The organism is Mesobacillus subterraneus (assembly GCF_020524355.2).
GTDB lineage: Bacteria > Bacillota > Bacilli > Bacillales > Cytobacillaceae > Mesobacillus > Mesobacillus subterraneus_C.
On the sequence record NZ_CP129019.1, the window covers coordinates 1,161,363 to 1,186,002 of the forward strand.

22 protein-coding genes and 2 pseudogenes are annotated in these 24,640 nt (G+C 42.8%); 18 read left to right on the plus strand and 6 right to left on the minus strand.

The window, feature by feature from the left end; genetic code table 11:
• Positions 1–84 precede the first annotated feature (84 nt).
• The 4 genes from LC048_RS05775 to LC048_RS05790 all read left to right on the plus strand — a co-directional run bounded on the left by LC048_RS05775 (position 85) and on the right by LC048_RS05790 (position 3,230).
• Positions 85–744, plus strand: a complete 660-nt coding sequence (locus tag LC048_RS05775) for an amino acid ABC transporter permease (protein WP_306049695.1) — start codon at positions 85–87, stop codon at positions 742–744.
• Positions 737–1,459, plus strand: coding sequence for an amino acid ABC transporter ATP-binding protein (locus LC048_RS05780; protein WP_226602113.1), 723 nt, complete (start codon positions 737–739; stop codon positions 1,457–1,459). Before LC048_RS05775 ends, LC048_RS05780 begins: the two co-directional genes overlap by 8 nt.
• Positions 1,460–1,698: 239 nt before the next feature.
• Complete coding sequence (locus LC048_RS05785) at positions 1,699–2,688, plus strand: aromatic acid exporter family protein (protein WP_226602114.1); 990 nt, start codon at positions 1,699–1,701, stop codon at positions 2,686–2,688.
• Between the two features lie 26 nt (positions 2,689–2,714).
• Positions 2,715–3,230 carry a L,D-transpeptidase gene (locus LC048_RS05790; RefSeq protein WP_306049698.1) on the plus strand — a complete coding sequence of 172 codons (516 nt, stop codon included), beginning with the start codon at positions 2,715–2,717 and terminating at the stop codon, positions 3,228–3,230.
• A gap of 48 nt (positions 3,231–3,278) precedes the next feature.
• Here the strand turns inward: LC048_RS05790 and prli42 are convergent, their stop codons facing one another.
• Positions 3,279–3,374, minus strand: a complete 96-nt coding sequence (prli42, locus tag LC048_RS05795; RefSeq protein ID WP_158651567.1) for a stressosome-associated protein Prli42 — start codon at positions 3,372–3,374, stop codon at positions 3,279–3,281.
• Positions 3,375–3,640: 266 nt separating this feature from the next.
• On the opposite strand from prli42, the gene mce reads away from it, so the two are divergent.
• From mce to LC048_RS05815, 4 genes and pseudogenes are all read left to right on the plus strand, one after another.
• Complete coding sequence (gene mce, locus LC048_RS05800) at positions 3,641–4,054, plus strand: methylmalonyl-CoA epimerase (protein ID WP_226602116.1); 414 nt, start codon at positions 3,641–3,643, stop codon at positions 4,052–4,054.
• Positions 4,055–4,056: 2 nt separating this feature from the next.
• A pseudogene (locus tag LC048_RS05805) lies at positions 4,057–5,608 on the plus strand (acyl-CoA carboxylase subunit beta).
• 74 nt (positions 5,609–5,682) lie between these two features.
• Positions 5,683–6,805, plus strand: a pseudogene (locus tag LC048_RS05810) (tripeptidase T).
• 327 nt (positions 6,806–7,132) lie between these two features.
• Positions 7,133–7,615, plus strand: a complete 483-nt coding sequence (locus LC048_RS05815) for a chemotaxis protein CheW (protein WP_226602119.1) — start codon at positions 7,133–7,135, stop codon at positions 7,613–7,615.
• 55 nt (positions 7,616–7,670) lie between these two features.
• On the opposite strand, the gene LC048_RS05820 is transcribed toward LC048_RS05815, so the two are convergent.
• Positions 7,671–9,383: a methyl-accepting chemotaxis protein gene (locus LC048_RS05820; RefSeq protein WP_226602120.1), complete on the minus strand. Its 1,713-nt coding sequence runs from the start codon at positions 9,381–9,383 to the stop codon at positions 7,671–7,673.
• Between the two features lie 190 nt (positions 9,384–9,573).
• Here LC048_RS05820 and LC048_RS05825 point away from each other — a divergent pair, with 190 nt between their 5' ends.
• The 3 genes from LC048_RS05825 to LC048_RS05835 all read left to right on the plus strand — a co-directional run bounded on the left by LC048_RS05825 (position 9,574) and on the right by LC048_RS05835 (position 13,277).
• Positions 9,574–10,842, plus strand: a complete 1,269-nt coding sequence (locus LC048_RS05825) for a DNA polymerase IV (protein WP_226602121.1) — start codon at positions 9,574–9,576, stop codon at positions 10,840–10,842.
• 152 nt (positions 10,843–10,994) lie between these two features.
• Positions 10,995–12,404 (plus strand): NADP-dependent phosphogluconate dehydrogenase, encoded by a 1,410-nt coding sequence (gene gndA / locus LC048_RS05830; protein ID WP_306049700.1) that lies wholly within the window; start codon positions 10,995–10,997, stop codon positions 12,402–12,404.
• A 129-nt stretch (positions 12,405–12,533) separates the two neighbouring features.
• The gene (locus LC048_RS05835) at positions 12,534–13,277 is read left to right on the plus strand and encodes an alpha/beta hydrolase (RefSeq protein WP_226602123.1); all 744 of its coding nucleotides are present in this window, start codon (positions 12,534–12,536) and stop codon (positions 13,275–13,277) included.
• A 174-nt stretch (positions 13,278–13,451) separates the two neighbouring features.
• Here the strand turns inward: LC048_RS05835 and LC048_RS05840 are convergent, their stop codons facing one another.
• The gene (locus tag LC048_RS05840) at positions 13,452–14,186 is read right to left on the minus strand and encodes a YwaF family protein (protein WP_226602124.1); all 735 of its coding nucleotides are present in this window, start codon (positions 14,184–14,186) and stop codon (positions 13,452–13,454) included.
• A gap of 215 nt (positions 14,187–14,401) precedes the next feature.
• Here LC048_RS05840 and LC048_RS05845 point away from each other — a divergent pair, with 215 nt between their 5' ends.
• Positions 14,402–14,605, plus strand: coding sequence for a zinc ribbon domain-containing protein (locus LC048_RS05845; protein ID WP_226602125.1), 204 nt, complete (start codon positions 14,402–14,404; stop codon positions 14,603–14,605).
• 44 nt (positions 14,606–14,649) lie between these two features.
• On the opposite strand, the gene zwf is transcribed toward LC048_RS05845, so the two are convergent.
• Positions 14,650–16,149 (minus strand): glucose-6-phosphate dehydrogenase, encoded by a 1,500-nt coding sequence (gene zwf / locus LC048_RS05850; protein WP_306049701.1) that lies wholly within the window; start codon positions 16,147–16,149, stop codon positions 14,650–14,652.
• A gap of 255 nt (positions 16,150–16,404) precedes the next feature.
• On the opposite strand from zwf, the gene rnz reads away from it, so the two are divergent.
• The 6 genes from rnz to LC048_RS05880 all read left to right on the plus strand — a co-directional run bounded on the left by rnz (position 16,405) and on the right by LC048_RS05880 (position 21,672).
• A complete protein-coding gene (gene rnz / locus LC048_RS05855; RefSeq protein ID WP_226602127.1) occupies positions 16,405–17,355 on the plus strand; it encodes a ribonuclease Z in 951 nt (316 codons plus the stop codon).
• Positions 17,352–17,900, plus strand: coding sequence for a histidine phosphatase family protein (locus LC048_RS05860; protein ID WP_226602128.1), 549 nt, complete (start codon positions 17,352–17,354; stop codon positions 17,898–17,900). Before rnz ends, LC048_RS05860 begins: the two co-directional genes overlap by 4 nt.
• 93 nt (positions 17,901–17,993) lie before the next feature.
• Positions 17,994–18,278, plus strand: coding sequence for a hypothetical protein (locus LC048_RS05865; RefSeq protein ID WP_226602129.1), 285 nt, complete (start codon positions 17,994–17,996; stop codon positions 18,276–18,278).
• Positions 18,279–18,447: 169 nt separating this feature from the next.
• Positions 18,448–18,816, plus strand: a complete 369-nt coding sequence (locus LC048_RS05870; RefSeq protein WP_102263500.1) for an ArsR/SmtB family transcription factor — start codon at positions 18,448–18,450, stop codon at positions 18,814–18,816.
• Positions 18,809–20,944, plus strand: coding sequence for a heavy metal translocating P-type ATPase (locus tag LC048_RS05875; protein WP_226602130.1), 2,136 nt, complete (start codon positions 18,809–18,811; stop codon positions 20,942–20,944). Before LC048_RS05870 ends, LC048_RS05875 begins: the two co-directional genes overlap by 8 nt.
• A gap of 107 nt (positions 20,945–21,051) precedes the next feature.
• Positions 21,052–21,672, plus strand: a complete 621-nt coding sequence (locus tag LC048_RS05880) for a class I SAM-dependent methyltransferase (protein ID WP_226602131.1) — start codon at positions 21,052–21,054, stop codon at positions 21,670–21,672.
• Between the two features lie 693 nt (positions 21,673–22,365).
• Here LC048_RS05880 and namA read toward each other — a convergent pair.
• Together namA and LC048_RS05890 are read right to left on the minus strand one after the other, a co-directional pair.
• Positions 22,366–23,388 carry an NADPH dehydrogenase NamA gene (namA, locus tag LC048_RS05885; RefSeq protein ID WP_306049706.1) on the minus strand — a complete coding sequence of 341 codons (1,023 nt, stop codon included), beginning with the start codon at positions 23,386–23,388 and terminating at the stop codon, positions 22,366–22,368.
• An 80-nt stretch (positions 23,389–23,468) separates the two neighbouring features.
• Positions 23,469–24,614, minus strand: coding sequence for a glycosyltransferase family 2 protein (locus LC048_RS05890; RefSeq protein WP_226602138.1), 1,146 nt, complete (start codon positions 24,612–24,614; stop codon positions 23,469–23,471).
• Positions 24,615–24,640: the final 26 nt, after the last annotated feature.

Genomic DNA, 24,640 nt, shown 5'->3' on the forward strand with positions numbered 1-24,640 from the left:
GAATCATTATTTGGCGTTCAGGATGCTCGTGCCTTCTGGGCGCCTTTCTCCTTCATGAAATAGATAGAGAGGGCTGTTAAGACTATGAATCTTGATTTTACCGCAATCCTTCCTTCACTGCCGTATATATTGGAAGGCATCGGCGTCACTTTAAAAATAGTAATTTTGGCGGGACTCCTGGGTTTTGCGTTTGGAATCATCCTTGCCATTTTTAAGATCAGCAAATTAAAAGCACTGAATTGGTTTGCGGACGCTTATACATCGATTTTCCGTGGAACTCCGCTCATCCTTCAGCTGATGATCATCTACTATGGGCTGCCTCAACTGATTGATTATGAAATTGCTCCTTACTGGGCTGCCGTGGCTTCATTTTCCTTGAATTCAGGGGCGTATATTTCAGAAATCATCAGGGCGGGAATTTTAGCTGTCGATAAAGGGCAGCAAGAAGCCGCCATGACCCTTGGCGTTCCGGGGAAGAGGATGATGTTTGATATTATCCTGCCACAGGCAATGAAAAACATCCTGCCTGCTTTAATGAATGAATTCATTACTCTTACAAAGGAATCTGCTATCGTTACAGTTATTGCGGTGAATGATATTATGCGCAGAGCTTATATTGTTGGCGGTGATCAGTACAGGTTTTTTGAACCGTTGATTTTTGCCGGATTGATCTATTATGTAATGGTTATTACCTTGACAATGATTGGCAAGGCAGTGGAAAGGAGATTGAGACAGAGTGATTAAAGTACACGGCCTTCATAAGTCATTTGGAAAATTAGAAGTTTTGAAAGGCATTTCTACAACAATTGAAAATGGTGAAGTTGTAGCGATTATAGGGCCATCTGGTTCGGGCAAATCAACCTTCCTTCGTTGCTTGAATCTGCTCGAGCAGCCTACGGGCGGAAACATACTAATTGACGGAGGAGATATTACAGACAAAAAAAACAACATCATGAAAGTCAGGGAAAATGTCGGCATGGTATTCCAGCATTTTCACCTTTTTCCACACATGACCGTATTGCAGAACATCACTTACGCACCGATTAAGGTAAAAGGACTGTCTAAAACAGAAGCGGAAAGCCAAGGCTTAGAGCTTCTCAAAAAGGTTGGACTTTCTGAAAAAGCACGTGACTTTCCTAACAGACTCTCAGGCGGCCAAAAACAGCGCGTAGCCATTGCCCGTGCGCTTGCAATGGATCCTGAAGTGATGCTTTTCGATGAGCCAACGTCTGCCCTTGACCCCGAGATGGTAAAAGAAGTGCTCGAGGTCATGAAGTCACTGGCGCACACCGGCATGACAATGGCGATCGTTACTCACGAAATGGGTTTTGCCCGTGAAGTAGCGGATCGCGTACTGTTCCTTGACGGTGGAGTACTTGTTGAAGATGCCCCTCCAGCAGAATTCTTCAGCAGCCCAAAAAGCACAAGGGCAAAAGAATTCCTCGAAAAAATGCTATAAGATACATGCGTTGCTTTTATAAATGGTGACGCATCTGATAAACTAGTGGATGATCATATCTTAGATGTGGTCATCTTTTAATTTTCACTATAAATACATGCTTCATGCTGCATTCCCCTTTTACCAATCTCGGATAGATTTTCTGTAAAAGGAAGTTTCGTACTTTTATTGGATATGGAATCAGTTATGGGTGTTCGTGCAATTATGAAAGCTTAAGTTTTTTGATAGGAGAATTTAATGTGAAATTCAGAATTGGTTATCGTACGTTAAAAACAGCGCTGGGGACGGCGATTTCCATCATCATTGCCCAGTACCTTGGATTGGGAAATTATGTGTCAGCGGGGATTTTGACAATTCTCTGCATCCAGGTGACTAAAAAACGTTCACTTCAGGCTTCATGGCATCGGTTCCTGGCCTGTATTATTGCGATGGCATTCTCTGCGGTATTTTTTGAAGGAATTGCTTATCATCCGCTAGTCATTGGATTATTATTGTTGTTTTTCATCCCGACCGTGGTTATGTTTAAAGCAAAGGAAGGCGTAGTCACAAGCAGTGTCATCATCATGCATATTTACTCTGCGGAAAAGTTCACTGGACAACTATTATTGAACGAGCTGGGGATCATTACGATCGGAATTGGCGTCGCTTTGATCATGAATTTGTATATGCCAAGTGTCGATAATAAGCTGGAAGAGTACCAACGAGGAATTGAAGCTCATTTTAAAAGGATTTTCAGCGAAATCGCCTTATACCTTAAAAGTCAGGATTCCAGCTGGGATGGCCGGGAGCTGACTGAAACTGCGAGACTGATTGAAAAGGCAAAAGCACTTGCCATCCAGGACGTAGAAAATCATTTTTTAAGAGATGAAAATTTATATTATCAATATTTTAAAATCAGGGAAAAGCAATACGAAATCATTGAAAGGGTTCTTCCTTCTATCACTTCTATTCCTAAGCATGTTGAACAGGCTAATATTGTTGCTGAGTTTGTCGAGTCGCTGTCTAGAGGAATCCATCCCGGTAATACCGTCCTTATATACCTCGAAAAATTAATGAGGATGAAAATGGAGTTTGAGAATATGGAGCTTCCTAAAACAAGGGAAGAGTTCGAAGCGCGGGCCGCACTGCTTCATTTTGTTAATGAAATGGAACAATTCCTATTGTTGAAACGTTCATTTAAAGGATTGAAGACGGGTGAGGATAAATCTGAAGCTGCCGTGACAAACTAACGGAAATAGACCACGGAGGGATTAACATGCCAGTGTTTCTTTCTATGCTTCTAGCAGCGTTTATTTTTTCGCCTATATGGCTGCTGGGTACCAACCCGCTGCCAGGAGATCCATTTGTGATTGTCAATAAACAGACGAATGAGGTAGCACTGATTAATGAGAACAGAGTCCAGACGATAGTCAGCGCCGCAACTGGTAAAACAGAGGAACTGACACCCGAAGGTTTATTTACCGTCACTGTCAAAGCTCCTGACCCATACTACCGTAAAAAAGATATTCCTGGCGGTGACCCCAACAATCCTCTTGGCAGCAGGTGGATTGGATTCGACGCGGAGAATACGGATGGCCGAACATACGGAATCCATGGCACGAATGACCCCTTGAGCATCGGGAAAAAAATATCCATGGGCTGCGTCCGTCTTCAAAATGAGGCAGTAGAATCATTGTATGATTACATACCATTAGGAACAAAAATCCTGGTTACTTCTACTTCAAAAGACTTTACAGAACTAGGTAAAGAATATGGAGCAATCAAGGAATAAAAAAGGGCTGTCAATCTAATTGACAGCCCTTTGATCATTTTGAAGTTATTATAGGAAAGTTGATAATCCCATGAGAAGGGTTGAAGCAAGCATAGTAAAAAGCATGACGTATACTACGACTTTCCTGATATTTGGCTTACGCATAATTGAAATCCCCCCTTCCAAGCTTACGCTATCTATCACTACTATTTTACAACCACTTAATGAATTCAACAACCCTTTTAAGAGATACATTTCGGCCTTTGATCCACGATAAATAAGTTAGAGTAGAATAAAACTGATATTGGATATTATGCCAATTCATCATTCAAAATCAATCCTAAATCTACATTAAATAAGAAGGAATTGTGACATTTTTGTCGAATATTAAAACAGTTAAATATATTTAAATAATATTTGGAGGGAATTACATGATTAAAAAGGTCGACCATATCGGCATTGCTGTCAAATCTATTGAGCATGCCCTCCCATTTTATACAGATGTGCTGAAGTTGCCACTACTTGGGATAGAGGTAGTAGAAAGCGAGAAGGTAAAAGTAGCTTTTCTGAAAGCAGGAGAAACAAAGCTAGAGTTACTGGAACCTTTATCGGAGGATAGCGCCATCGCTTCCTTTATTGAAAAGCGTGGGGAAGGAATCCACCATGTTGCCCTCGGCGTAGAGTCGATACAGGATAGAATCAATGATATGAAGGAAAATGGAATCAAAATGATCCAGGATGTTCCGAAGAAAGGTGCAGGGGGTGCACTTGTCGCATTCATGCATCCCAAATCTACAGGAAGCGTTTTATACGAACTTTGCGAGAAGAACGGGGAGGCTGAATAGAAATGCCAGACATCTATGAAAAAATAAATGAACTATATGATAAACGCAGGGAAATCGAACTCGGCGGCGGTGACGAGCGGATCGAAAAGCAGCATGAAAAGGGAAAGCTGACAGCTCGTGAACGGATTGATTTACTAGTCGATCCAGGAAGCTTTGTTGAGTTGAATCCATTTATTCAGCACCGGAGCACGGACTTTGGACTTGAGAAGCAGAAGGGACCGGGGGATGGAGTTGTAACTGGTTACGGCAAGGTGAATGGCAGGCCAATTTACTTATTTTCTCAGGATTTCACCGTGTTCGGTGGTGCTTTAGGTGAAATGCATGCAAAGAAAATCGCCAATGTCATGGATCTGGCAGCCAAAAATGGTGCTCCATTTGTCGGCTTGAATGACTCGGGTGGGGCGAGGATCCAGGAGGGTGTTGTTTCTCTCGATGGCTATGACCATATTTTTTACCGCAACTCAATTTATTCCGGGGTAATCCCGCAAATTTCCGTGATCATGGGGCCTTGTGCAGGAGGTGCGGTTTATTCACCAGCTATAACTGATTTTGTTTTCATGGTCGAAAAAAACGAGCCAGATGTTCATCACCGGTCCTAAAGTAATCGAAACGGTAACAGGGGAGAAAATCTCTGCTGAAGATCTTGGCGGTGCGATTGTACATAACACGATCAGTGGCAATGCTCATTTCCATGGTCAGTCAGAAGAAGAGACATTAGAGCAAGTAAGGGTGCTGTTAAGCTATTTGCCGCAAAGCTATGAAGAAAAGCCCCCGAGGCTAGAGGCAGATGCTGAAGATGACTACAGGCCTGATTTGACGGATACCATTCCATTTGATGCGATAAGACCGTATGACGTGCGTAAGGTAATCGAGCAGGTTGTCGATGCAGGTTCGTTCCTTGAAATTCAGAAGGATTTTGCCAAAAACATCGTGATTGGACTTGCGAGAATCAAAGGTGAGGTCGTAGGACTTGTCTGCAACCAGCCGAAGGTGATGGCGGGCGGACTAGATATCGATTCATCCGATAAAGCCTCGCGCTTCATCAGGTTCTGTGATTCCTTCAATATTCCGATTATTACATTTGAAGACGTGACTGGATTCTTCCCAGGGATCAAACAGGAGCATGGAGGAATCATCCGCCATGGAGCGAAAATCCTGTATGCTTATTCAGAAGCAACAGTTCCAAAGCTTACCGTTATCTTACGAAAAGCCTACGGAGGAGCATATGTTGCCTTGAACAGCAAATCCATCGGGGCGGATCTTGTGTTTGCATGGCCGAATGCTGAAATTGCTGTAATGGGGCCTCAGGGAGCTGCCAATATTATTTTTGCGAAGGAAATTCAGAATAGTGACAATCCAGAGCAGACAAGGCAACAGAAAATCGATGAGTACCGTGAGAAATTCGCGAATCCATATGTCGCTGCAAGCCAGGGAATGGTGGATGATGTCATCGATCCGCGAGAAACACGAATTAAATTGATTCAGTCTCTTGAAATGCTCCGGACCAAGAAGGAAGACAGACCAGGCAAAAAACATGGCAATATCCCGCTGTAGGATTTTGTGTTTGGTGTTGAGATTCAATTAGCGTTATACTCTAGTAGTATATACATAATTGGAGGTCGGCTAGGATGATTAATAACGAACGTTTATTGAATGAGTTTTTAGAGCTTGTCCAAATTGACTCTGAAACAAAGTATGAAACTGAAATTGCACGCGTCCTTAAGAAAAAATTTGAGGACCTTGGAGTAGAGGTTTTCGAGGACGATACAACGGCACAAACTGGCTATGGAGCAGGAAACCTGATTTGTACTTTACAAGGTACAAAAGAAGGTGTAGATACAATCTACTTTACTTCTCATATGGATACTGTTATTCCTGCCAAGGGAGTTAAGCCATCCATTAAAGATGGATATGTCGTGACTGACGGAACGACGATTCTTGGTGCGGATGATAAGACCGGTCTTGCTGTCATGCTTGAGACGATTCGCGTCCTGAAGGAACAAACAATTCCTCATGGAACAATTCAGTTCATCATTACTGTCGGAGAAGAATCAGGGCTAGTTGGCGCTAAAGCCTTGGATTCATCTTTGGTAAAAGCAAAATATGGCTATGCACTTGATAGTGACGGCAAGGTTGGAAACATTATTGTTGCAGCGCCAACACAGGCAAAAGTTGCAGCTGTTATCCACGGCAAGACTGCTCACGCAGGTGTGGCTCCTGAAAAGGGTGTTTCCGCAATTACGATTGCTGCCAAGGCCGTCGCAAGAATGCCGCTAGGCCGTATCGATGAGGAAACTACTGCGAATATCGGCCGTTTCCCAGGGCGGTACGCAGACAAATATCGTTTGCGACCACGTTGAAATCCTTGCCGAAGCCCGGTCATTAATACCTGAAAAAATGGAAGCTCAGGTAGCGAAAATGAAGGAAGCATTCGAATCTGCTGCACAGGAAATGGGCGGCAAGGCAGATGTCGATGTCCAGGTTATGTATCCTGGTTTCAAATTCGGTGAAGGCGACCTGGTCGTTGAGCTTGCTAAAAAAGCAGCCGCAAAAATTGGCAGAAGCTCAGAACTATTGCACAGTGGCGGCGGAAGCGACGCAAATGTCATTGCAGGCTTTGGTGTACCAACAGTCAACCTTGCTGTAGGATATGAAGAAATTCACACAACAAACGAAAGAATGCCAATCGAAGAGCTCAACAAGCTTGCCGAAATGGTCATCGCATTAATTGAAGAAGTAGCAGCACAATAAGAATTGAAAGGCTTCCTTGGGTGGAAGCCTTTTATATATTTATTGGAACAGGTACTATGTTTTTGAGAAGAGTTATAATAGACATTTCCGGAAGAGTGAGCCCACGAAATGGCCAATAAACAAGGTTTAATAGACATTTATGAAAGAAGAAACCCTTGAAATGTCCATAAAAACCTGCTCATGATTTAAAAAACCTAAAAGTGACCTAATAGATTCCGATATAATACTTAGAATGACCTTCACATCGAATGACATCATTCAGCATGAACGATCTAATCTACATACATAGAGTGATAGACAGAAATTTATTAAAGGGTGTGGACTTCTATGGCTGAAAGCAGTAAGACGGTAGTTTTTCAAGCGGGGAATGAAGAATACGCTTTTCCGATTCTTTACGTCGTTTCAATTGAAAAAATGGAAGGGATGACAGCGATTCCGCATATGCCTGATTATGTCACAGGAATCACAAAGGTAAGGGGAGAATTGATTCCGGTCATCGATCTCGAAATGGTCCTGTATCATCGGGAAATTCAGGCGGATGACAAGACAAGACTGGTCGTGCTGGAGACATCGGATATTTCTTTGGGTGTACTTGTCAGGGATGCAAAGGAAATTCTTGAAATCCCAGAAGAAAACTTGAAACAGCCGGGCTTTATCGCCTACCAGAACACGAAATTCATTACGGGGATCGCTAATTTGGAAAAACGGATGATCATGGTCATCGACCCGGAAACACTGATTCACTCACTAGAGGGAATCAAAGAGATCAAAGACTATATGAAACAGCAAAAGCAGGAACTACATAACTAGTGGCACGAAAACAAACAAGCTGACCCCAAAATAATCCGGGTCAGCTTGTTTCCTTTTATAGCTTAAAGCTGGAGAATGACTTCCTCAGGTCTTCAGCCATGCTTGACAGCTTGTTGGATGAATCCAACAGTTCCTGCATCGTTGCATTCTGTTCTTCTGTCGTTGCTGCTACCTGCTCGAGGAATAGTGCGGATCTGGAGGATGCGGTAATCACTTCATTAGCAGACTGTGCCATTGATTCCATCTTTTCATTAGCATTGATGACTGCTTCACTTACCGTATTGCCCTTCAAACTTACTTCCTCAATCGATTCAGCAATCTCACTGAAAATTGTAGCCACTTTCTCCACAAGCTCATTGCCTTTTAGCACGGTCACCTGGCTTTCATCCATGACGCTTACGGCCTGGTTGGTTTCTTTTCCAGTCTGCTCAAGAATCGTACGTATGCTATCTGCCGCACCAGCCGATTGTTCAGCAAGTTTACGGACCTCCTGGGCGACGACACCAAACCCTTTCCCATGCTCACCAGCTCTTGCCGCTTCAATTGCAGCATTCAATGCCAGTAAATTGGTTTGATTTGAGATATCGGTGATGATTTCAATGATTCTATGGATTTCTTGTGAATTATTTTTCAATGAATGAATGACGGTCGCTAACTCGGTTACTTTGCCGTTAATCTGATCCATCTGCTCAGTCACGTTAAAAGCATACTGTTTGCCTTCCTCAATTTTCTTCTTTGTACTAGAGGCTGTAGAAAGAGTTTCTTTTAATGACCCGGTAACTTCAATTAATTGAGAAGAGACATTTTCTGCCGCTTCATTTGTTCTTTCCGATATCTTCACTTGTTCATCAGATGAAGAAGCCACCTGCATGATCGATGTGGTAATTTCATTGTTGGCTTCAGTCGTAGCTTCAGCATTGAGTTTTAAGTTTCTCGACATGTCATTTACCTGGTCAGAAGACGCAAGAATAGTTGAAATTGATGCCTTCAAGTTCCCGGATAATTGGTTCATTGCCAGAATGATGTGGCCGACTTCATCCTTGCTCTTCGCTTCCAAAGCTTGCACATTTAATTCACCGGCAGCGAGCTTTTTGCAGTATGCGACTACTTTTTCAAGGCTTTTGCTGATGTTGCGGGAGACGAAGTACATGGCTACAGATGAAACAATGAATGCAACGATTATAAGGATGAAAGTGTTTCGAATCATCGAAGCTATTGAAGAATTGGTTTCCTTCATAAGCTTTGTCCTGTCATCAAGAATCGTTGTCCTGAGAGCATTTAACTTTTCGATGTTCATATCACGGATTGTTTCTGCTTTGTTCTTCAAGCTGGTTTGGGTATATATATCAACCTGTTCATAATTCTGTTTGAATTCCGTGACAGTCTGAAAAATGTCTTCTTCCCAGACTTTATTCATATGTTGATCGATATTCTCAATCGCAGTAAGCAATGTCTTTGCTTCTTCTGATTTTACATATCCCTTCAGTTTTTTTGACGAAGCATTAAATTGCTTAGACTCTTCTTTATACAATTCTAGAAGTTCCGGTTTCGGATCTGTTATGTAGTCAGTGATAATAATATATTTCTGCCGGAAAGAAGCTCCCATTTCACTAATCATGATCGCATAATCACTTTTCTCCTCAGCAAGATTAATTACTCCTTGGAGATTAGATAAAACCGATGATAAATAAATAAAGCTAGCCAGGAAGATGACCATAATAAACGCGAAAACGCTTGCATATTTTCTGCCAATCGACCAGTGTTGCATTTCGTACGCCTCCGTCTTTTCTCTGTCATATAACTATATATCGGTCTGTTTAATTAAATCTTTAAAGGATTATTCAATATCTTCACATAAAGTTCACATATTCAACCTTGGCTGTATCCAGTCTTTTCGTAAGTATTGAAGCCGGTTTTTTGTTAAACTAAGAGGGAACGTATATTTGGGAAGTGGGATCATGAAAGAAATGTATCCAAAAAAGGGCAGAGTCATTTTGCATGTTGATATGAACAGCTTCTATGCCTCAGTAGAAATGGCATACGATTCTGATTTGAAGGGCAAGCCACTGGCAATTGCCGGCAATCCGGAAGAACGACGTGGAATCATTGTCACTTGCAGCTATGAAGCGAGGAAGTTTGGCGTACGGACAACCATGCCTCTTTGGGAAGCCAAGAAGCTTTGCCCTGATTTAATTATAAAAAAACCGAATTTTGACAGATACCGTACAGCATCCGCTGCTATGTTCGATATTTTACGCCAGTACACAGAGGTCGTAGAACCCGTTTCAATTGATGAAGGGTATATGGATATAACAGATTGCTCCGACCTCGGAGCCCCTTTGGAGATAGCCGGAAGCATCCAAAAAAGAATCCTTGAACAGTTGGACTTGCCGTGCAGCATCGGTGTCGCCCCAAATAAATTCCTGGCGAAAACGGCTTCGGATATGAAGAAGCCAATGGGGATAACTGTTTTAAGAAAGCGAGACATTCCCAAAGTCCTCTGGCCGCTCGAGGTTGGGGAAATGCATGGAGTAGGAACAAAAACAGCGGACAAACTAAAAAGTATTGAAATTGATACGATTGGCGGATTGGCAGCAGCGAATGACATTCAGCTTAAAGGACTGCTGGGCATCAACGGATTAAGATTGAAGGAAAGAGCAAATGGCCAGGACAATCGCCAGGTCGATCCGGATTCTGTGTACGATTTTAAAAGTATCGGCAATTCTACTACGCTGCCACGCGATATTTCGAATCAGCATGAGCTCCTGAAAGTTCTTGATGGATTGTCGGAGCAAGTAGCTGCAAGGATGAAGAGGAAGGAAGCGGTCGCCACAAGCATTAGTGTAATGATACGATTCAAGGACAGGAAGACAATTACGCGAAGCCAAAAATTGCAGAATCCTGTATCTAAGCAGGACGAAATAGCCGCCGCTGCCAAAATGCTTTTTTTAAAGCATTGGAATGGTGATCCAATCCGGCTGCTGGGAATAACGGGTACCGACTTGCTTGAAGCGGACAAAGCAGTCAAGCAGCTTGACCTATTCTCTTATGAGCAGGATGCGAAAAAGGAACCTCTAATCAATACGATGAGCCAGTTGCGTGAGAAATACGGCAAAAATATCATAGAGAGTGCCGGCTCACAAGTGAAAAAGCCGGCGGCTAAGGAGAATACCGCTGCAGGGACGAGTTTTAATAAGGATTTCCTTCAGAAAAAGAAGAAGCAATGAAAGTGAGTAAAAAGATTTTTGATGGATGTTTAACAGCTTAAGCTTAAGTCAAAATAAAGAGGAACAAACTAGATTGTTTGCAACCTCATATGTACATTGTTAAATTAGTTTGTATGATTTAAAACAGTTTTCATGAAGGAGGAAGCAGAACTATGTCAAAACAGCAAATTGGAGTCATTGGTCTAGCTGTCATGGGGAAAAACCTGGCGATGAATATTGAGAGCAGAGGGTATTCTGTATCTGTATATAATCGATCAAGGGAAAAGACGGATGAAATGCTTGAGGAAACGAAAGGCAAGAATATCGTCGGAACATTTACTATTGAAGAGTTTGTTCAATCGCTTGAAATGCCGCGGAAGATCCTGCTGATGGTAAAAGCTGGCGCAGCGACGGACGCGACAATCGAGCAATTGAAGCCCCATCTGGAAAAGGGAGACATTATCATTGACGGTGGTAATACATACTTTGCTGATACTCAGCGCCGAAACAAGGAATTGAGCGAGCTAGGGTTTCACTTCATCGGTACTGGTGTATCAGGAGGGGAGGAAGGTGCACTTCACGGACCTTCTATCATGCCTGGCGGACAAAAAGAAGCATACGACTTGGTTGCGCCTATTTTCCAGGATATATCTGCAAAAGTTAATGGAGAAGCATGCACCACTTATATTGGGCCGGATGGAGCAGGCCATTATGTAAAAATGGTCCACAACGGAATCGAATATGGAGATATGCAGCTCATTTCTGAATCCTATTTTATGTTGAAGCATGTTCTAGGATTAAATGCTCAAGAGCTTCATGAAGTGTTTGCTGAATGGAACAAAGGGGAGCTTGACAGCTATTTAATTGAAATAACGGCTGATATTTTTACTAAGAAGGACGACGAGACGGGCAAGCCGCTTGTAGATATGATCCTTGATACAGCGGGTCAAAAGGGTACTGGTAAATGGACAAGCCAGAGTGCGCTTGATCTAGGAGTACCGCTGCCAATCATTACAGAATCGGTTTTCGCCCGCTTTATCTCTGCAATGAAGCAAGAGCGTGTTGAAGCGAGTAAAGTACTGACTGGACCAGAATCAAAGCCTTTCAATGGTGACCGTGAAGCTTTCATTGAATCAATCCGCAAGGCCCTTTATTTAAGTAAAATTTGTTCGTATGCACAGGGCTTCGCACAAATGAGAGCAGCGTCCGATGAGTACGGCTGGGATTTGAGTTATGGCGATATCGCGATGATCTTCCGTGGAGGCTGCATTATCAGGGCACAGTTCCTGCAAAAAATCAAAGAAGCATACGACCGAGATCCGGCTCTGAAAAACCTGCTGCTTGATCCGTACTTTAAGGAAATAGCGGAAAGCTACCAGCAGTCGCTGCGAGAAATTATCTCAGCCGCTGTCATGAATGGAATTCCAGTACCAAGCTTCTCTGCAGCTCTTTCATATTTTGACAGCTACAGGACAGAAACTTTGCCTGCCAACCTGATTCAGTCCCAGAGGGATTATTTCGGAGCACACACATATCAGCGCATCGACAAAGAAGGAATCTTCCATACTGAATGGATGGAATAAGAAAGCAGCACAGCGAATTTACCGTTCGCTGTGTTTTTTCTATTATAAAAGTTATTTGTGAATGGAGGATTTTCAAAAAGGCCAGTCGAAACTTTTAAAGGATGGAACTTAAGATTGGAGGGGAAGAGTATGACAGAGAGTTATCCAGTTCTTGAAGGGGCAGAGCCGTTTTATTTTGAGGGGAATTCTGTAGGTATATTGGTTTCCCATGGATTTACAGGTTCTACACAGAGTATGCGACCACTGGGGGAGGCATATGCTTCTGTTGGTTATACTGTTTGCGGACCGAGATTGAGGGGGCATGGCACACATCATGAAGATATGGAACAAACAACCTATCAAGATTGGATTGCATCGGTAGAAGAAGGGTATTCTTGGTTAAAAGAGCGTTGTGAAACGGTTTTTGTAACTGGTCTGTCAATGGGCGGAACGCTGACCTTGTACATGGCAGAACAATACCCTGAGATCAGAGGGATTGTCCTCATAAATGCGGCTGTTGAAATACCAGCAATGGAGCCAGTCCTTGAGCTAGAAGGCACAAGATTCCTGGATGCAATCGGGTCTGATATCAAGAAGGCCGGAGTATTGGAGCTCGCATATGAAAAAACACCGGTGCAATCCATTAAAGAGATCCTGCCATTCATGAAAACGGTGAAAGAAAACCTTTCGAAAGTTTATTGTCCAGCCTTAATATTTGTTTCAGACGAAGACCATGTTGTCCCGCCTGATAATTCACAAACCATTTACGATCGAATCAGCTCAGAAACAAAAGCAATCCATCATATGAAAGAAAGCTATCACGTTGCTACCCTGGACAACGACCAGCAAATGATCATTGATAAAACGCTTGAATTGATAAAAAAACAGCTTTGATGTTTAAATAGCTTGTGGAAAAGTTTTCTTCCATGAGCTTTTTTTAAAAAAAATTTCGTAAATCCCTCAGGTCTTCTAAAAAAGTGCATTTGGATGACAAATATAATTACACAAATTGAGTAATATGTGCCCGGTCGTGTGAAGAAAAGGAAGACCGGGAACCATAAAGAAGTTTCATGACTCTGAAAAAGAAGTTTTTTTATTATCTTTTAGCCAGCTTCGCAAACAGAGCCATACAATGAAACTTAAAAACACCAATAAACTCTCCATTGATAAAATGTACCATGGGTAAGGTCCGAGTATATCCATGAAACTTGGACTTTTAGGTTTATGGCGTAAGAACCAATAGTTTCCGTCAGCAACCTTATTAACGAACAGGATTGCTGGCAACATCAGGTTGATAAATAGAACAACTTTTACCACGGAACCGAAGGTGGGGTAATAAGCTTTTACCCATAGGAAATATAGGGTTACCCACACAATCATCAGATGTGCATAGAAAAAGTGGAAAAAGCGGAAATGTGGAAAATCGTAAGTTAATGCAGGTGTGATAATGGCTTGTGTTGCCCCTAATAAAGCAATGAAAAATAATAGCTCGAAATAGATCTTCTTCCTGGTCAATAATAATCCAATTGCGAGCAGGAGGCCTATATTGCATAATTCCAGGGGCATCGATCGGCCTATTTTCCAGACTCCATGCTTGTACATCCATAGATGATTCGTGATCTCAATCAAGATTAAGGACAATGCAGTTGCCAGCTCCACTTTCCTCCATCTTTCATCACTTAATTTTTTTCGATAAATGAAAATGAAAGTATTAACCAAAACAAAGATTGCCAATATCGTAAAATGACTCGCAGAAAACATATTGAAATCGAAGTCTTCATTACTGTGGCCAAGCCATTCCATGTTTGCACCTCTAGTCTGAAAAATAGAACAAACATAAGTTATCCCTTTTAGGTTTCTTTTATGTAGACTTCCTCCGTAAACTTTGCTGTCTGCCCGAATGAAAGTATGAAGAGGTTTTATTCATTCCAATTTAGAGCCCGTTATAACAGCAATAAAGTGAAACCAATTTTTAGCTGAGTCGTAGATGTAAGATAGTAAAAAAGGAGATGAAATAGATGAACGGAAATGGTTGTATTAAGTGCGGAAGCAAAGATGCAGGACAGAAAGATGTTGCGATGACAGGAACGGGCTTGTCCAAGATGTTTGATTTCCAAAATAACCAGTTTACTGTCGTTTACTGCAAGAATTGCGGATACTCAGAGTTTTACAATAAAAATGCTTCTGCAGGTTCTAATATCCTTGATTTGTTCTTCGGATGAACAAAAAAATCCCGCCTGTTGCCAGGGCGGGATTTCATGTTCTATTAGCATTTTTCTACATCGATTTCAGTAAGTGACCACCAGAAGAATCCATCTTGCTCTAGCAGCTTGTCTGCTGCGTCAGGACCCATGGAGCCTGACGTATAGTTCGGGAATGACGGTTCCTTTGTGTTTTCCCAGACTTCTGAAATATTATCAACAAAGCTCCAAGATAATGCGACTTCATCCCAATGCGTGAAATTTGTAGCATCGCCACGCAATGAATCGAATAGGAGTTTTTCATATGCTTCCGGTGTGTTCAGCCCATCGATTCCTTTATTGGCATAATTCAATTTTACAGGTGTAGCGTCAGTACCCTGGCCGGATTTCTTGGCGTTTAAGTGAAGCGTGATTCCTTCTTCAGGCTGGATATGAATGACGAGAAGATTTGGTTTCACCGTTTTCTCCGGCTGGTAATACAAATCCATCGGAATATCTTTGAATTGGATCACAATTTTAGTTGACTTGGCCTTCATTCTTTTTCCTGTACGGATATAGAAAGGGACTCCAGCCCAGCGGAAATTATCAATCATCAGCTTACCAGCGACAAAAGTCTCCGTATTCGATTCAGGGTTGACCATTTCCTCCTGGCGGTATGCAGGGACGTCTGTTTCATTCATGCTGCCTTGATCATATTGACCGCGAACAAAATACTCATTGACTTCCTCGCCTTTTATAGGACGGAGAGCACGGAACACTCGTACTTTTTCTGAACGGATTTCATCTGTCGTCAGCTTGATAGGCGGCTCCATTGCAAGTAAGGAAACCATCTGCAGCATATGGTTCTGAACCATATCCCTTAGAGCGCCGCTTTTCTCATAATAGCGTCCGCGTTCTTCGACTCCAAGCGTTTCACTTGATGTCACCTGGATATTGGAAATGTATCGGTTATTCCAAAGTGGTTCGAACATCGCATTTGCAAAACGGATTACCTCAATGTTTTGAACCATTTCCTTCCCAAGATAATGGTCAATTCGATAGATTTCATCTTCAGAAAAGGCTTTCCGAATTTGCTTGTTCAACACTTTTGCTGACTCAAGATCATGCCCGAAAGGCTTTTCGATGACAAGGCGTTTAAACCCGGATACGTCAGTAAGCTTATCCTTCTTTAAATGTTCAGCAATCGTTCCAAAAAATTCTGGTGCCATTGCCAGGTAGAAGATTCTATTGCCATTAAGTTCATAGTGGCTGTCCAATTCTTCTGCAAGCTTTCCAAGAGCGAGATAAGAACTTGAATCAGTAACATCATGGGAATGATAATAAAACTTGGAAACAAATTCGTCGATGTCAGCTTCTGTCTCCCCATTTTGCTTCACAGATTCTTTTACCTTCAGCTGAAATTCTTCATTAGAAAGTGAGCGGCGGGCAACGCCGACGACCGCGAATTTGTCCAGTTTTCCTTTTTCAAACAAATTATAGAGGGAAGGAAACAATTTACGGTTTGCCAGGTCTCCCGTAGCCCCGAAGATCATGATTAAGGCTGTTGGTTTTTCGGTTTGTGCCACAATATAGAACCTCTCTTTTATGTGAATTTAAATGTATGTAAAAAAACACTCTACAAATACAAAATTTTATCCCTTTCGAGAACAATTAGCAACTGTTTAAACTGAGCTTAGTTTTCTTCCAATTGCGTGGAACTATCCCCGCCTGAGTAAATCTGGCGTTTGGTTTCATTGAATAAAGCTAGTTGTGATATATTGAAATGAATAATAATTGTCTGTATGGATCGCAGGCATTTTGTACGGGAGGATGTCAGGATTATGGATGTTTTTTTTCTTGGAACAGGGGCAGGCGTCCCAGCCAAGCTGAGGAATGTGACCTCAATCGCACTGAAATTGCTGGAGGAACGGGGAACTGTATGGCTGTTTGACTGTGGGGAAGCAACTCAGCATCAAATTTTACATACAAGTATCAAGCCGCGGAGGATTGAAAAAATCTTCATTACCCACCTGCACGGAGATCATATATATGGTTTGCCTGGGTTGCTGTCGAGCCGTTCCTTCCAGGGAGGAGAGTCGATGGTTACGGTTTATGGGCCTCCCGGAATTAAAGAGTATATCGAGGTATCTTTGAGAATTAGTAAATCCTACTTGAAATATCATATTGAAATCATCGAGCTGAAGGAAGGAATCATTTTTGAAGATGAGCAGTTTATCGTTGAAGCACGACTGTTAGAGCATGGAATCCCCTCATATGGGTACAGAGTAAAGGAAAAAGATCGTCCCGGGACCTTGCTTGCTGACAAGCTTCAAAGTGCAGGGGTGAAGCCCGGTCCTGACTACAGGAAAATCAAGAACGGGGAAGAAGTCATATTGGACGACGGAACGGTCATCGATCCTGCTGCATTTGTCGGTCCGCCGCAAAAAGGAAGGATTGTCACGATTTTGGGTGACACAAGGGTTTGTCCAAATGCTCAAGTGCTTGCACAAAATGCAGATCTTCTCGTCCACGAAGCAACTTTTTCAGCAGATGAAGGTACACTTGCCTTTGAATATTTCCATTCAACTACTCTGCAGGCCGCAGAAACAGCCTTGAATGCTGGTGTGAAAAAACTGTGCCTGACCCATATTAGCTCCAGGTATGACCGCAATGACTGGAAGGAGCTTGAAAAGGAAGCACGAACAGTTTTTGCCAATACTGTTGTCTCAGAAGATTTTATGGAAATTAACGTACCTTATGAACAGGACTGGATAAAGGGGTGTTTTGATTGAAAACAATCTATCTTGTACGACATGCAAGTGCGACTGGCCAGCCTGTAGACTCACCACTGACTGAACACGGCAGGAAACAGGCGATGGCACTAGTTGACTTTTTCAAGCGAAAAGAAATAGATCTCATCTATTGTAGCCCTTTTAAAAGAGCCGTCGATACCATTAAACCACTTTCAGATTCAAGGGGCATAAGGGTCCTTGAAGATGACAGACTCGGAGAAAGAGTGCTGAGTACGGTCAATTTTGAGGACTGGCGTGATAAGCTAAAGCAAACCTTTGAGGATTTTGAGCTTGTTTTTGAAGGAGGAGAATCCCATTCAGCTGCGATGAATCGTGCGAAATCACTGATTGAGGATTTATTATGTTCAGAACATGACCACATTTTACTAGTCAGCCATGGTAACATGACTACATTGCTCATGCGGTATTTCAATGAAAGTTTCGGTTACGACTGCCTGATGGAAATGACGAATCCGGATGTATTCGAACTTGTCGTTTCCAGTGAAAAAACGATGCTAAATCGAATATGGGATGACCGAATTTAGAGTCTTTTAGTTTAAAAAAAGAACCCAGAGGGAATTAGAAAGTGGTGGAACCATTTCCATCAGACCAGCAACAGTAATACTGGGGGAATTATTTTGGAGTTTTTGCTATTATTCGGTCTTCATCTATTTATCATGGGTTCACTTGTCCTATTGTTTAGTGGTATCATTACTTTTCTTTTCCCAAGGTTGCATTTTCTCATCACGATTTCACTATTTGGAGCAGCTGGTTTTTTATATGCCGTCATCTTTGAAGTAATGGATCTTGCGATATTCGCAGTTTTCTTTAATATGATTCTATCCTTGACCGCAGTTGGCCTCGTCAAATTAGGGTTTTACTTCAAGAAGGTTGCCGAGCGTCAGAATGAGAAAATCGCTTAACCTTTAAAACCAGGAGATATCCTGGTTTTTTATTTTTGTTTGACAATCAAACGCGTATTTGAATAAGGTATAATCAAAAGATCATTTGAATGTATTTTTGTTTGACAATCAAACACATATTTGAATAAGATATAGTCAAAAGATCATTTGAATGAATGGGGTGAGCAGATTGAAGGAGCAGGATGTCTGTCAGGTCAATTGCGTCCATAATGATAAAGTTGAACAGGTAGCTGCTGGGTTAAAGGAACAAAATACTTTTGAAGCAGCAAAAATATTCAAAGCTTTATCAGATGAAACTAGGATTAAAATTGCATACTCACTATATGTTGGCAAAGAGCTTTGTGTCTGTGATGTAGCAGCGGTCGTAAACTCGTCTACAGCAACAGCTTCACACCATTTGAGGCTGTTGAAAAATCTAGGGCTTGCTAAGTATCGCAAAGAAGGAAAGCTTGTTTATTATTCACTGGTGGATGACCATGTGAAGCAATTGATTCACCTAGCGTTTGAACATCAAAAGGAGATGGAGTTGAATGACTGAAGCAGCGCAATCTGGCGAGAAAACCATATACCGGGTACAGGGCTTCACCTGAGCAGGCTGTGCCGGAAAGTTCGAAAAGAACGTAAAACACCTGGATGGTGTTTTTGATGCAAAAGTTAATTTTGGCGCTTCCAAGCTGACTGTTTTCGGTAAAGCCTCCATTGAAGAACTGGAGCAAGCTGGCGCATTTGAGAACCTGCGGCTTTACCCGGATAAAGCAGAGATTATCCCTGAAAAAAAGAAACCGTTCTGGCAGGAAAACTTTACGGTACTGATCAGCTTAGTTATGATCATTGCCGCGTATTTTTTCCAGTTTAATTATGGCGAAGAAAGCTTGCCGGCCATCTTGTTATTTTTAGGAGCCATTATTGTAGGTGGCTACTCCCTGTTTAAGAGTGGGATAAAGAATCTTCTCAAACTCGATTTTGACATGAGGGCACTGATGACTGTTGCCATCATCGGTGCTGCCATAATTGGCGAGTGGAGCGAGGGTGCTGTCGTTGTTATTTTGTTTGCGATTAGTGAAGTGCTTGAGAGATATTCAATGGATAAGGCAAGAGCCTCGATTCGTTCGTTAATGGATATCGCCCCAAAAGAAGCGCTGGTCCGCAGGAATGGCAGGGAATACAGCATAAACGTAAATGAAATAGAAGTCGGAGACATCATGATTGTAAAACCCGGCGAGAAAATTGCCATGGATGGGGAAGTGCTTGCGGGGTTCTCGGCTGTCAACCAGGCGGCAATCACAGGGGAATCTGTACCAGCCGATAAGAACATAGGCGATGAGGTGTTTGCCGGTACGCTGAATGGAGAAGGTCTCATTGAGGTTAAAATCACTAAACTGGTCGATGATACCACAATCGCCAAAATCATTCACCTTGTCGAAGAGGCACAGGCGGAAAAGGCCCCTTCCCAGGCATTTGTTGACCGCTTCGCCAAGTATTACACACCGATTATTATCCTTATCGCATTTTTGGTCGCTATTGTTCCGCCCCTATTCTTCGGTGCAGGATGGAGCGAGTGGATTTATCAAGGCCTGGCTGTCCTCGTTGTCGGCTGCCCGTGTGCCCTTGTCATTTCAACACCAGTTTCAATCGTGACAGCGATTGGCAATGCCGCTAAACATGGTGTGCTTGTAAAGGGTGGCGTCCACCTTGAGGAAATGGGGGCACTGAAAGCAATTGCCTTTGATAAGACTGGGACGCTCACAAAAGGAGTGCCAGCTGTTACCGATTTCAAAATGGTATCTGGCGAAGATTCAAGCGGCCTTTTTGCAGTAATTGCCGCCCTTGAAAATAAATCACAGCATCCGCTTGCATCTGCGATTGTCCGTAAAGCAGAAGCAGACGCAGTACCTTACTTGGATCAAGTAATAGAAGATTTCACATCGGTAACCGGTAAAGGTTTAAAGGGAACTGTCGACGGAATTACTTATTATATCGGCAGTCCTAATTACCTTGGAGAAATTGTTGAAGGTGGAATCCCCGGTGCAGTAGCTGAAGTAATTTCACGTCTGCAGTCTGAGGGCAAAACAGTCATGGTTGCAGGAGTTAAGTCTAGAGTACTTGCTTTGATCGCGGTTGCGGACGAAGTAAGAGAGTCGAGCAGGGAAGTCGTTTCCCGACTGCATGAGCTTGGTATTGAACAAACAATCATGCTGACTGGTGACAACAAAGGAACAGCAAAGGCCATTGGCAGCCAGGCTGGTGTGTCTGATATTGAATCCGATTTGCTTCCAGAAGATAAGCTCAATTTCATAAAAGCCCTGCAGAAAAACCACGGAAAAGTCGCGATGGTCGGAGATGGAATCAATGACGCACCTGCACTAGCCGCTGCGACGGTTGGAGTCGCGATGGGCGGAGCAGGCACCGATACGGCACTCGAAACCGCGGATATCGCCCTGATGTCCGATGACTTGAAAAAGCTGCCGTTCACGATTAAATTGAGCCGCAAAACTCTGGCAATCATCAAACAAAACATCGCCTTCTCAATTGGCGTGAAATTGCTGGCACTGCTATTGGTCATCCCCGGCTGGCTCACCCTGTGGATCGCGATTTTTGCAGATATGGGAGCGACCTTGATTGTTACTCTGAATGGCTTGAGGCTTTTGAGAGTCAAGGATAAATAGACGATTGCGCAATGTCAGTGATATTAATTTCCTTAAATGCAAGACCAAAAGCAAATAAGGTTTAACTTTATTGAAAGTTTAAAATCATTCGGGCTGGGGTGGGTAAAATGAAAAACTCTTGGAATAAGGTTATCTACAAAGGCTGGGCGCCAATTTATGATGCCATTTTCAATGCTGGCCCTTTTTCGAAGGCGAGAGATGCATTATTTAAAGATATCCACTTCAAGCCCGGAGATAAGGTGCTGTTCGTTGGTGTCGGAACAGGTGCTGACATCGATAGATTGCCCCATGAAAACTTGGAAATCACCGCGATCGATTATTCAGAAGATATGTTTCAGAAAGCGAAGGATAAATATCGAAACTCGAAGATTACTTTTTTGCAAATGGATGCCCAACAGCTCGATTTCACTGATGGTGCCTTTGATTACGTTGTTGGAAGTTTAATATTGTCAGTAGTTCCTGACGGCAGAAAGGCATTTGGCGAGATGGTAAGAGTTTGCCGAAAGGATGGCTTGGTGCTGGTATTCGATAAATTTGCAGAGCCGGGGAAAAGCTTATCCACTTTTAAAAAGACTATTAGGCATGTGATCAAGCTGTTTGGAACGGATATCGGTGTATCTTTTGAGAAAATCTCCGAAACGCAAAAGACAAATGTTAGGCTGATTTTTGATGAAGGAGTCATGTTCGGGAATATGTACCGGAGAATTTTGCTCGAAAAAGACTGTTAAATTAAGAATTTCATAGAAAAAGGGGCTGTTTGATGACAGCCTCTTTTCTATGGTGTTAAAGCATGAGTAAAATGATCTTAGGCATATTATGGACAGAAATTCACGGTAAACGCAAGAAAGTGTCCATCATCAAGGCTATGACGGACAGAAATTCATGAAATGCACAAGAAAGTGTCCGTCATCAAGGCTATGACGGACAGAAATTCATGAAATGCACAAGAAAGTGTCCGTCATCAAGGTCATGACGGACAGAAATTCACGGCAAACGCAAGAAAGTGTCCATCATCAAGGCTATGACGGACAGAAATTCATGAAATGCACAAGAAAGTGTCCGTCATCAAGGTCATGACGGACAGAAATTCACGGCAAACGCAAGAAAGTGTCCGTCATCAAGGCTATGACGGACAGAAATTCATGAAATGCACAAGAAAGTGTCCGTCATTAAGGCTATGACGGACAGAAATTCACGGCAAACGCAAGAAAGTGTCCGTCATCAAGGCTATGACGGACAGAAATTCATGAAATGCACAAGAAAGTGTCCGTCATTAAGGCTATGACGGACAGAAATTCATGAAAAACGCAAGAAAGTGTCCGTCATGCATATTAATTTTGGTTAAAAGGGTACAAAGCAAAAAAGAGGCCTCCCAAAGCTATACTCTGGAAAAGCCTCTTTAGAATTAAAATTGTTTTAGCTTAGAATATCCATCCTCGTTCATATTGCTTAGGAGATTCGATACTCGTTCCAAGCTCCTTAGCCGCTGTCCTTGACCAGTATGGATCTCGCAGCAGTTCGCGGGCGATGAAAATTAAATCTGCGCGATCATTCTGCAGTATTTCTTCTGCCTGGATTCCTGTCGTGATCAATCCTACTGCACCAGTAGCTACATCAGCTTCATGCTTGATTTTTTCAGCGAATTTAACTTGGTAGCCTGGATAGGCATTGATTCTTGCTGGGACAACGGCGCCTGAGCTGACATCAATCAGGTCAACTCCCAGTTCTTTTAGTGATGCACCAATTGTCACATAATCATCGATGGTCAGGCCAGCATCATGATAGTCACTAGCTGAAACCCGGACAAACAGAGGTCCATCCCATACCGTCTTTACCTCTTCAAGAATTTCCTGAAGGAAGCGGAAGCGCTTCTCGGCAGTGCCGCCGTATTCGTCCTCTCGTTTATTCGTAAGCGGGGAGAGGAACTGGTTGATTAAATAGCCATGTGCAGCGTGAATTTCAATGACATCGAAGCCAGCATGCTTTGATCTTTCTGCAGCAAGCCTGAACGCCTCGACGGTTTCCTTAATTTCTTCGACTGTCATAGCCTTCGGTTCTTTATAATTCTCGTCAAACACTAAAGCAGAAGGCGCGATGATTTCATTACGCAATGCTGCTTTTCGCCCGGCATGTGCCAGCTGGATCCCAGCAGCTGCACCGCTCTGCTTGATTTGTTCCGTCAAAGCTGTCAGACCTGGCACATGCTCATCGCTCCAGATTCCCAGGTCCTGATGGGAAATCCGTCCTTGCGGCGTCACTGCAGTTGCCTCAAGAATGACCAGGCCGACCTGACCGACAGCTCGGCTCACATAGTGTGTCATATGGAAGTCTGTGACAATCCCGTCTTCTTTTTCGCATGAGTACATACACATCGGAGCCATGACAATCCGGTTTTTCAGAGTTAAATCTTTAATTTTGTAAGGGGAAAATAATTTCTTTTCCAATCCTGGTGCCTCCTTTTATTTCGTTTATCAAAATATATTTTAAGTATAACAGGGCTCCCTGAGGAAAGGAAAAATTGTACTCACCGCAATGTGTTTTTTCTTAATTCAGCAAGCGTATATTTCGTTCCGCGCCAGATGATACCGCCTCTTTTGATTGTCAGGTAGCTGGCTCTCAGGATGGAGAAAATGAACAGCAGGGCAGTGAACGGAAGGACAAAGAACAGCCATGGTGAAAATTTCGTCATCTTCTTTGTAACCATCACATAAAGGAAAGCCAGGAATACGAGATTGGCAGCACTTAAAATGGCAACAGCATGATTTGTTGAAAAAAGAGTGAAGAAAGGCACAACCTGGGAAACAAAGACACCAAATACTGAAAATAATACCATGCTGATCCGGTAGTGAAGACCGGCAAAGGTATTTTTCTCAAGACCAGCTAATGCATCATTCAAGCTTTGGTACCATTCCACTTCAATGAGCGTCATAGCAGTGACGATCCTCTGCTTGAGCCCCTGACGCTTTACCATCATTCCCAGCTGCAAGTCATCATCAGGCCGCATCCTTATATATTCATGGGTGCCGACTTTTTCATAGGCCGACCGGGAAATCATATTGAACGCACCGATGCCGACTCCCGTTTTAGAACGTGGATTATTGCCAAGCCACGGCCTCTTGTAATAAGAAAAGCCAAACAAAAAGAAGGCAACGAAGGCTTTTAGCCAAAACTGCCTTGCACTAAGGTTCGGAGTCGCGGTCAAATGATCGAGCTCATGCTTTTGAAAATAGCCAACCGCCTTTGAAAAAGCCTGGGGATGATACATAACATCAGCATCCGTAAACAAGAGCATGTTGCCAGCTGCGAGCTGGCAGCCTTTATAGAGAGCATGGTTCTTGCCGAGCCATCCTTCTGGCAAACTCTCGACATGGATGACTTTGATTCTCGAATCTGACTTCTTTAAGTCTTCCATCACCTGACCTGTTCCATCCTCGGAGCGGTCATTTACCAAAATCCATTCAACATTTTGATAGGATTGTATCATCTGCGTGCGAACGCTCTGGACAATATGTTCCTCTTCATTTCTGGCAGCCACGATTACGCTGAGCAGTGGTCCCCGGTCAGCAGCTTCAGCTTTTTCAAGGGAATCCAATTTCCTGAAACCAATCAAAGCGTCAATCGTCGCTGCAATCCAGATGACCAAAGTCAAAGAAAGTAAAATGATAAGCACCAAGCACACGTCCCTGTTGTTTTTCT

Bases quoted from the DNA above. Each gene is read 5' to 3' on its own strand.
- LC048_RS05840 (WP_226602124.1), bottom strand. From the start codon at position 14,186: ATGGAATGGCTTGGCCACAGTAATGAAGACTTCGATTTCAATATGTTT.
- LC048_RS05880 (WP_226602131.1), top strand. From the start codon at position 21,052: ATGAAAAACTCTTGGAATAAGGTTATCTACAAAGGCTGGGCGCCAATT.
- LC048_RS05820 (WP_226602120.1), bottom strand. From the start codon at position 9,383: ATGCAACACTGGTCGATTGGCAGAAAATATGCAAGCGTTTTCGCGTTT.
- gndA (WP_306049700.1), top strand. From the start codon at position 10,995: ATGTCAAAACAGCAAATTGGAGTCATTGGTCTAGCTGTCATGGGGAAA.
- rnz (WP_226602127.1), top strand. From the start codon at position 16,405: ATGGATGTTTTTTTTCTTGGAACAGGGGCAGGCGTCCCAGCCAAGCTG.
- LC048_RS05825 (WP_226602121.1), top strand. From the start codon at position 9,574: ATGAAAGAAATGTATCCAAAAAAGGGCAGAGTCATTTTGCATGTTGAT.
- prli42 (WP_158651567.1), bottom strand. From the start codon at position 3,374: ATGCGTAAGCCAAATATCAGGAAAGTCGTAGTATACGTCATGCTTTTT.
- LC048_RS05845 (WP_226602125.1), top strand. From the start codon at position 14,402: ATGAACGGAAATGGTTGTATTAAGTGCGGAAGCAAAGATGCAGGACAG.
- LC048_RS05775 (WP_306049695.1), top strand. From the start codon at position 85: ATGAATCTTGATTTTACCGCAATCCTTCCTTCACTGCCGTATATATTG.
- mce (WP_226602116.1), top strand. From the start codon at position 3,641: ATGATTAAAAAGGTCGACCATATCGGCATTGCTGTCAAATCTATTGAG.
- LC048_RS05790 (WP_306049698.1), top strand. From the start codon at position 2,715: ATGCCAGTGTTTCTTTCTATGCTTCTAGCAGCGTTTATTTTTTCGCCT.
- LC048_RS05835 (WP_226602123.1), top strand. From the start codon at position 12,534: ATGACAGAGAGTTATCCAGTTCTTGAAGGGGCAGAGCCGTTTTATTTT.
- LC048_RS05815 (WP_226602119.1), top strand. From the start codon at position 7,133: ATGGCTGAAAGCAGTAAGACGGTAGTTTTTCAAGCGGGGAATGAAGAA.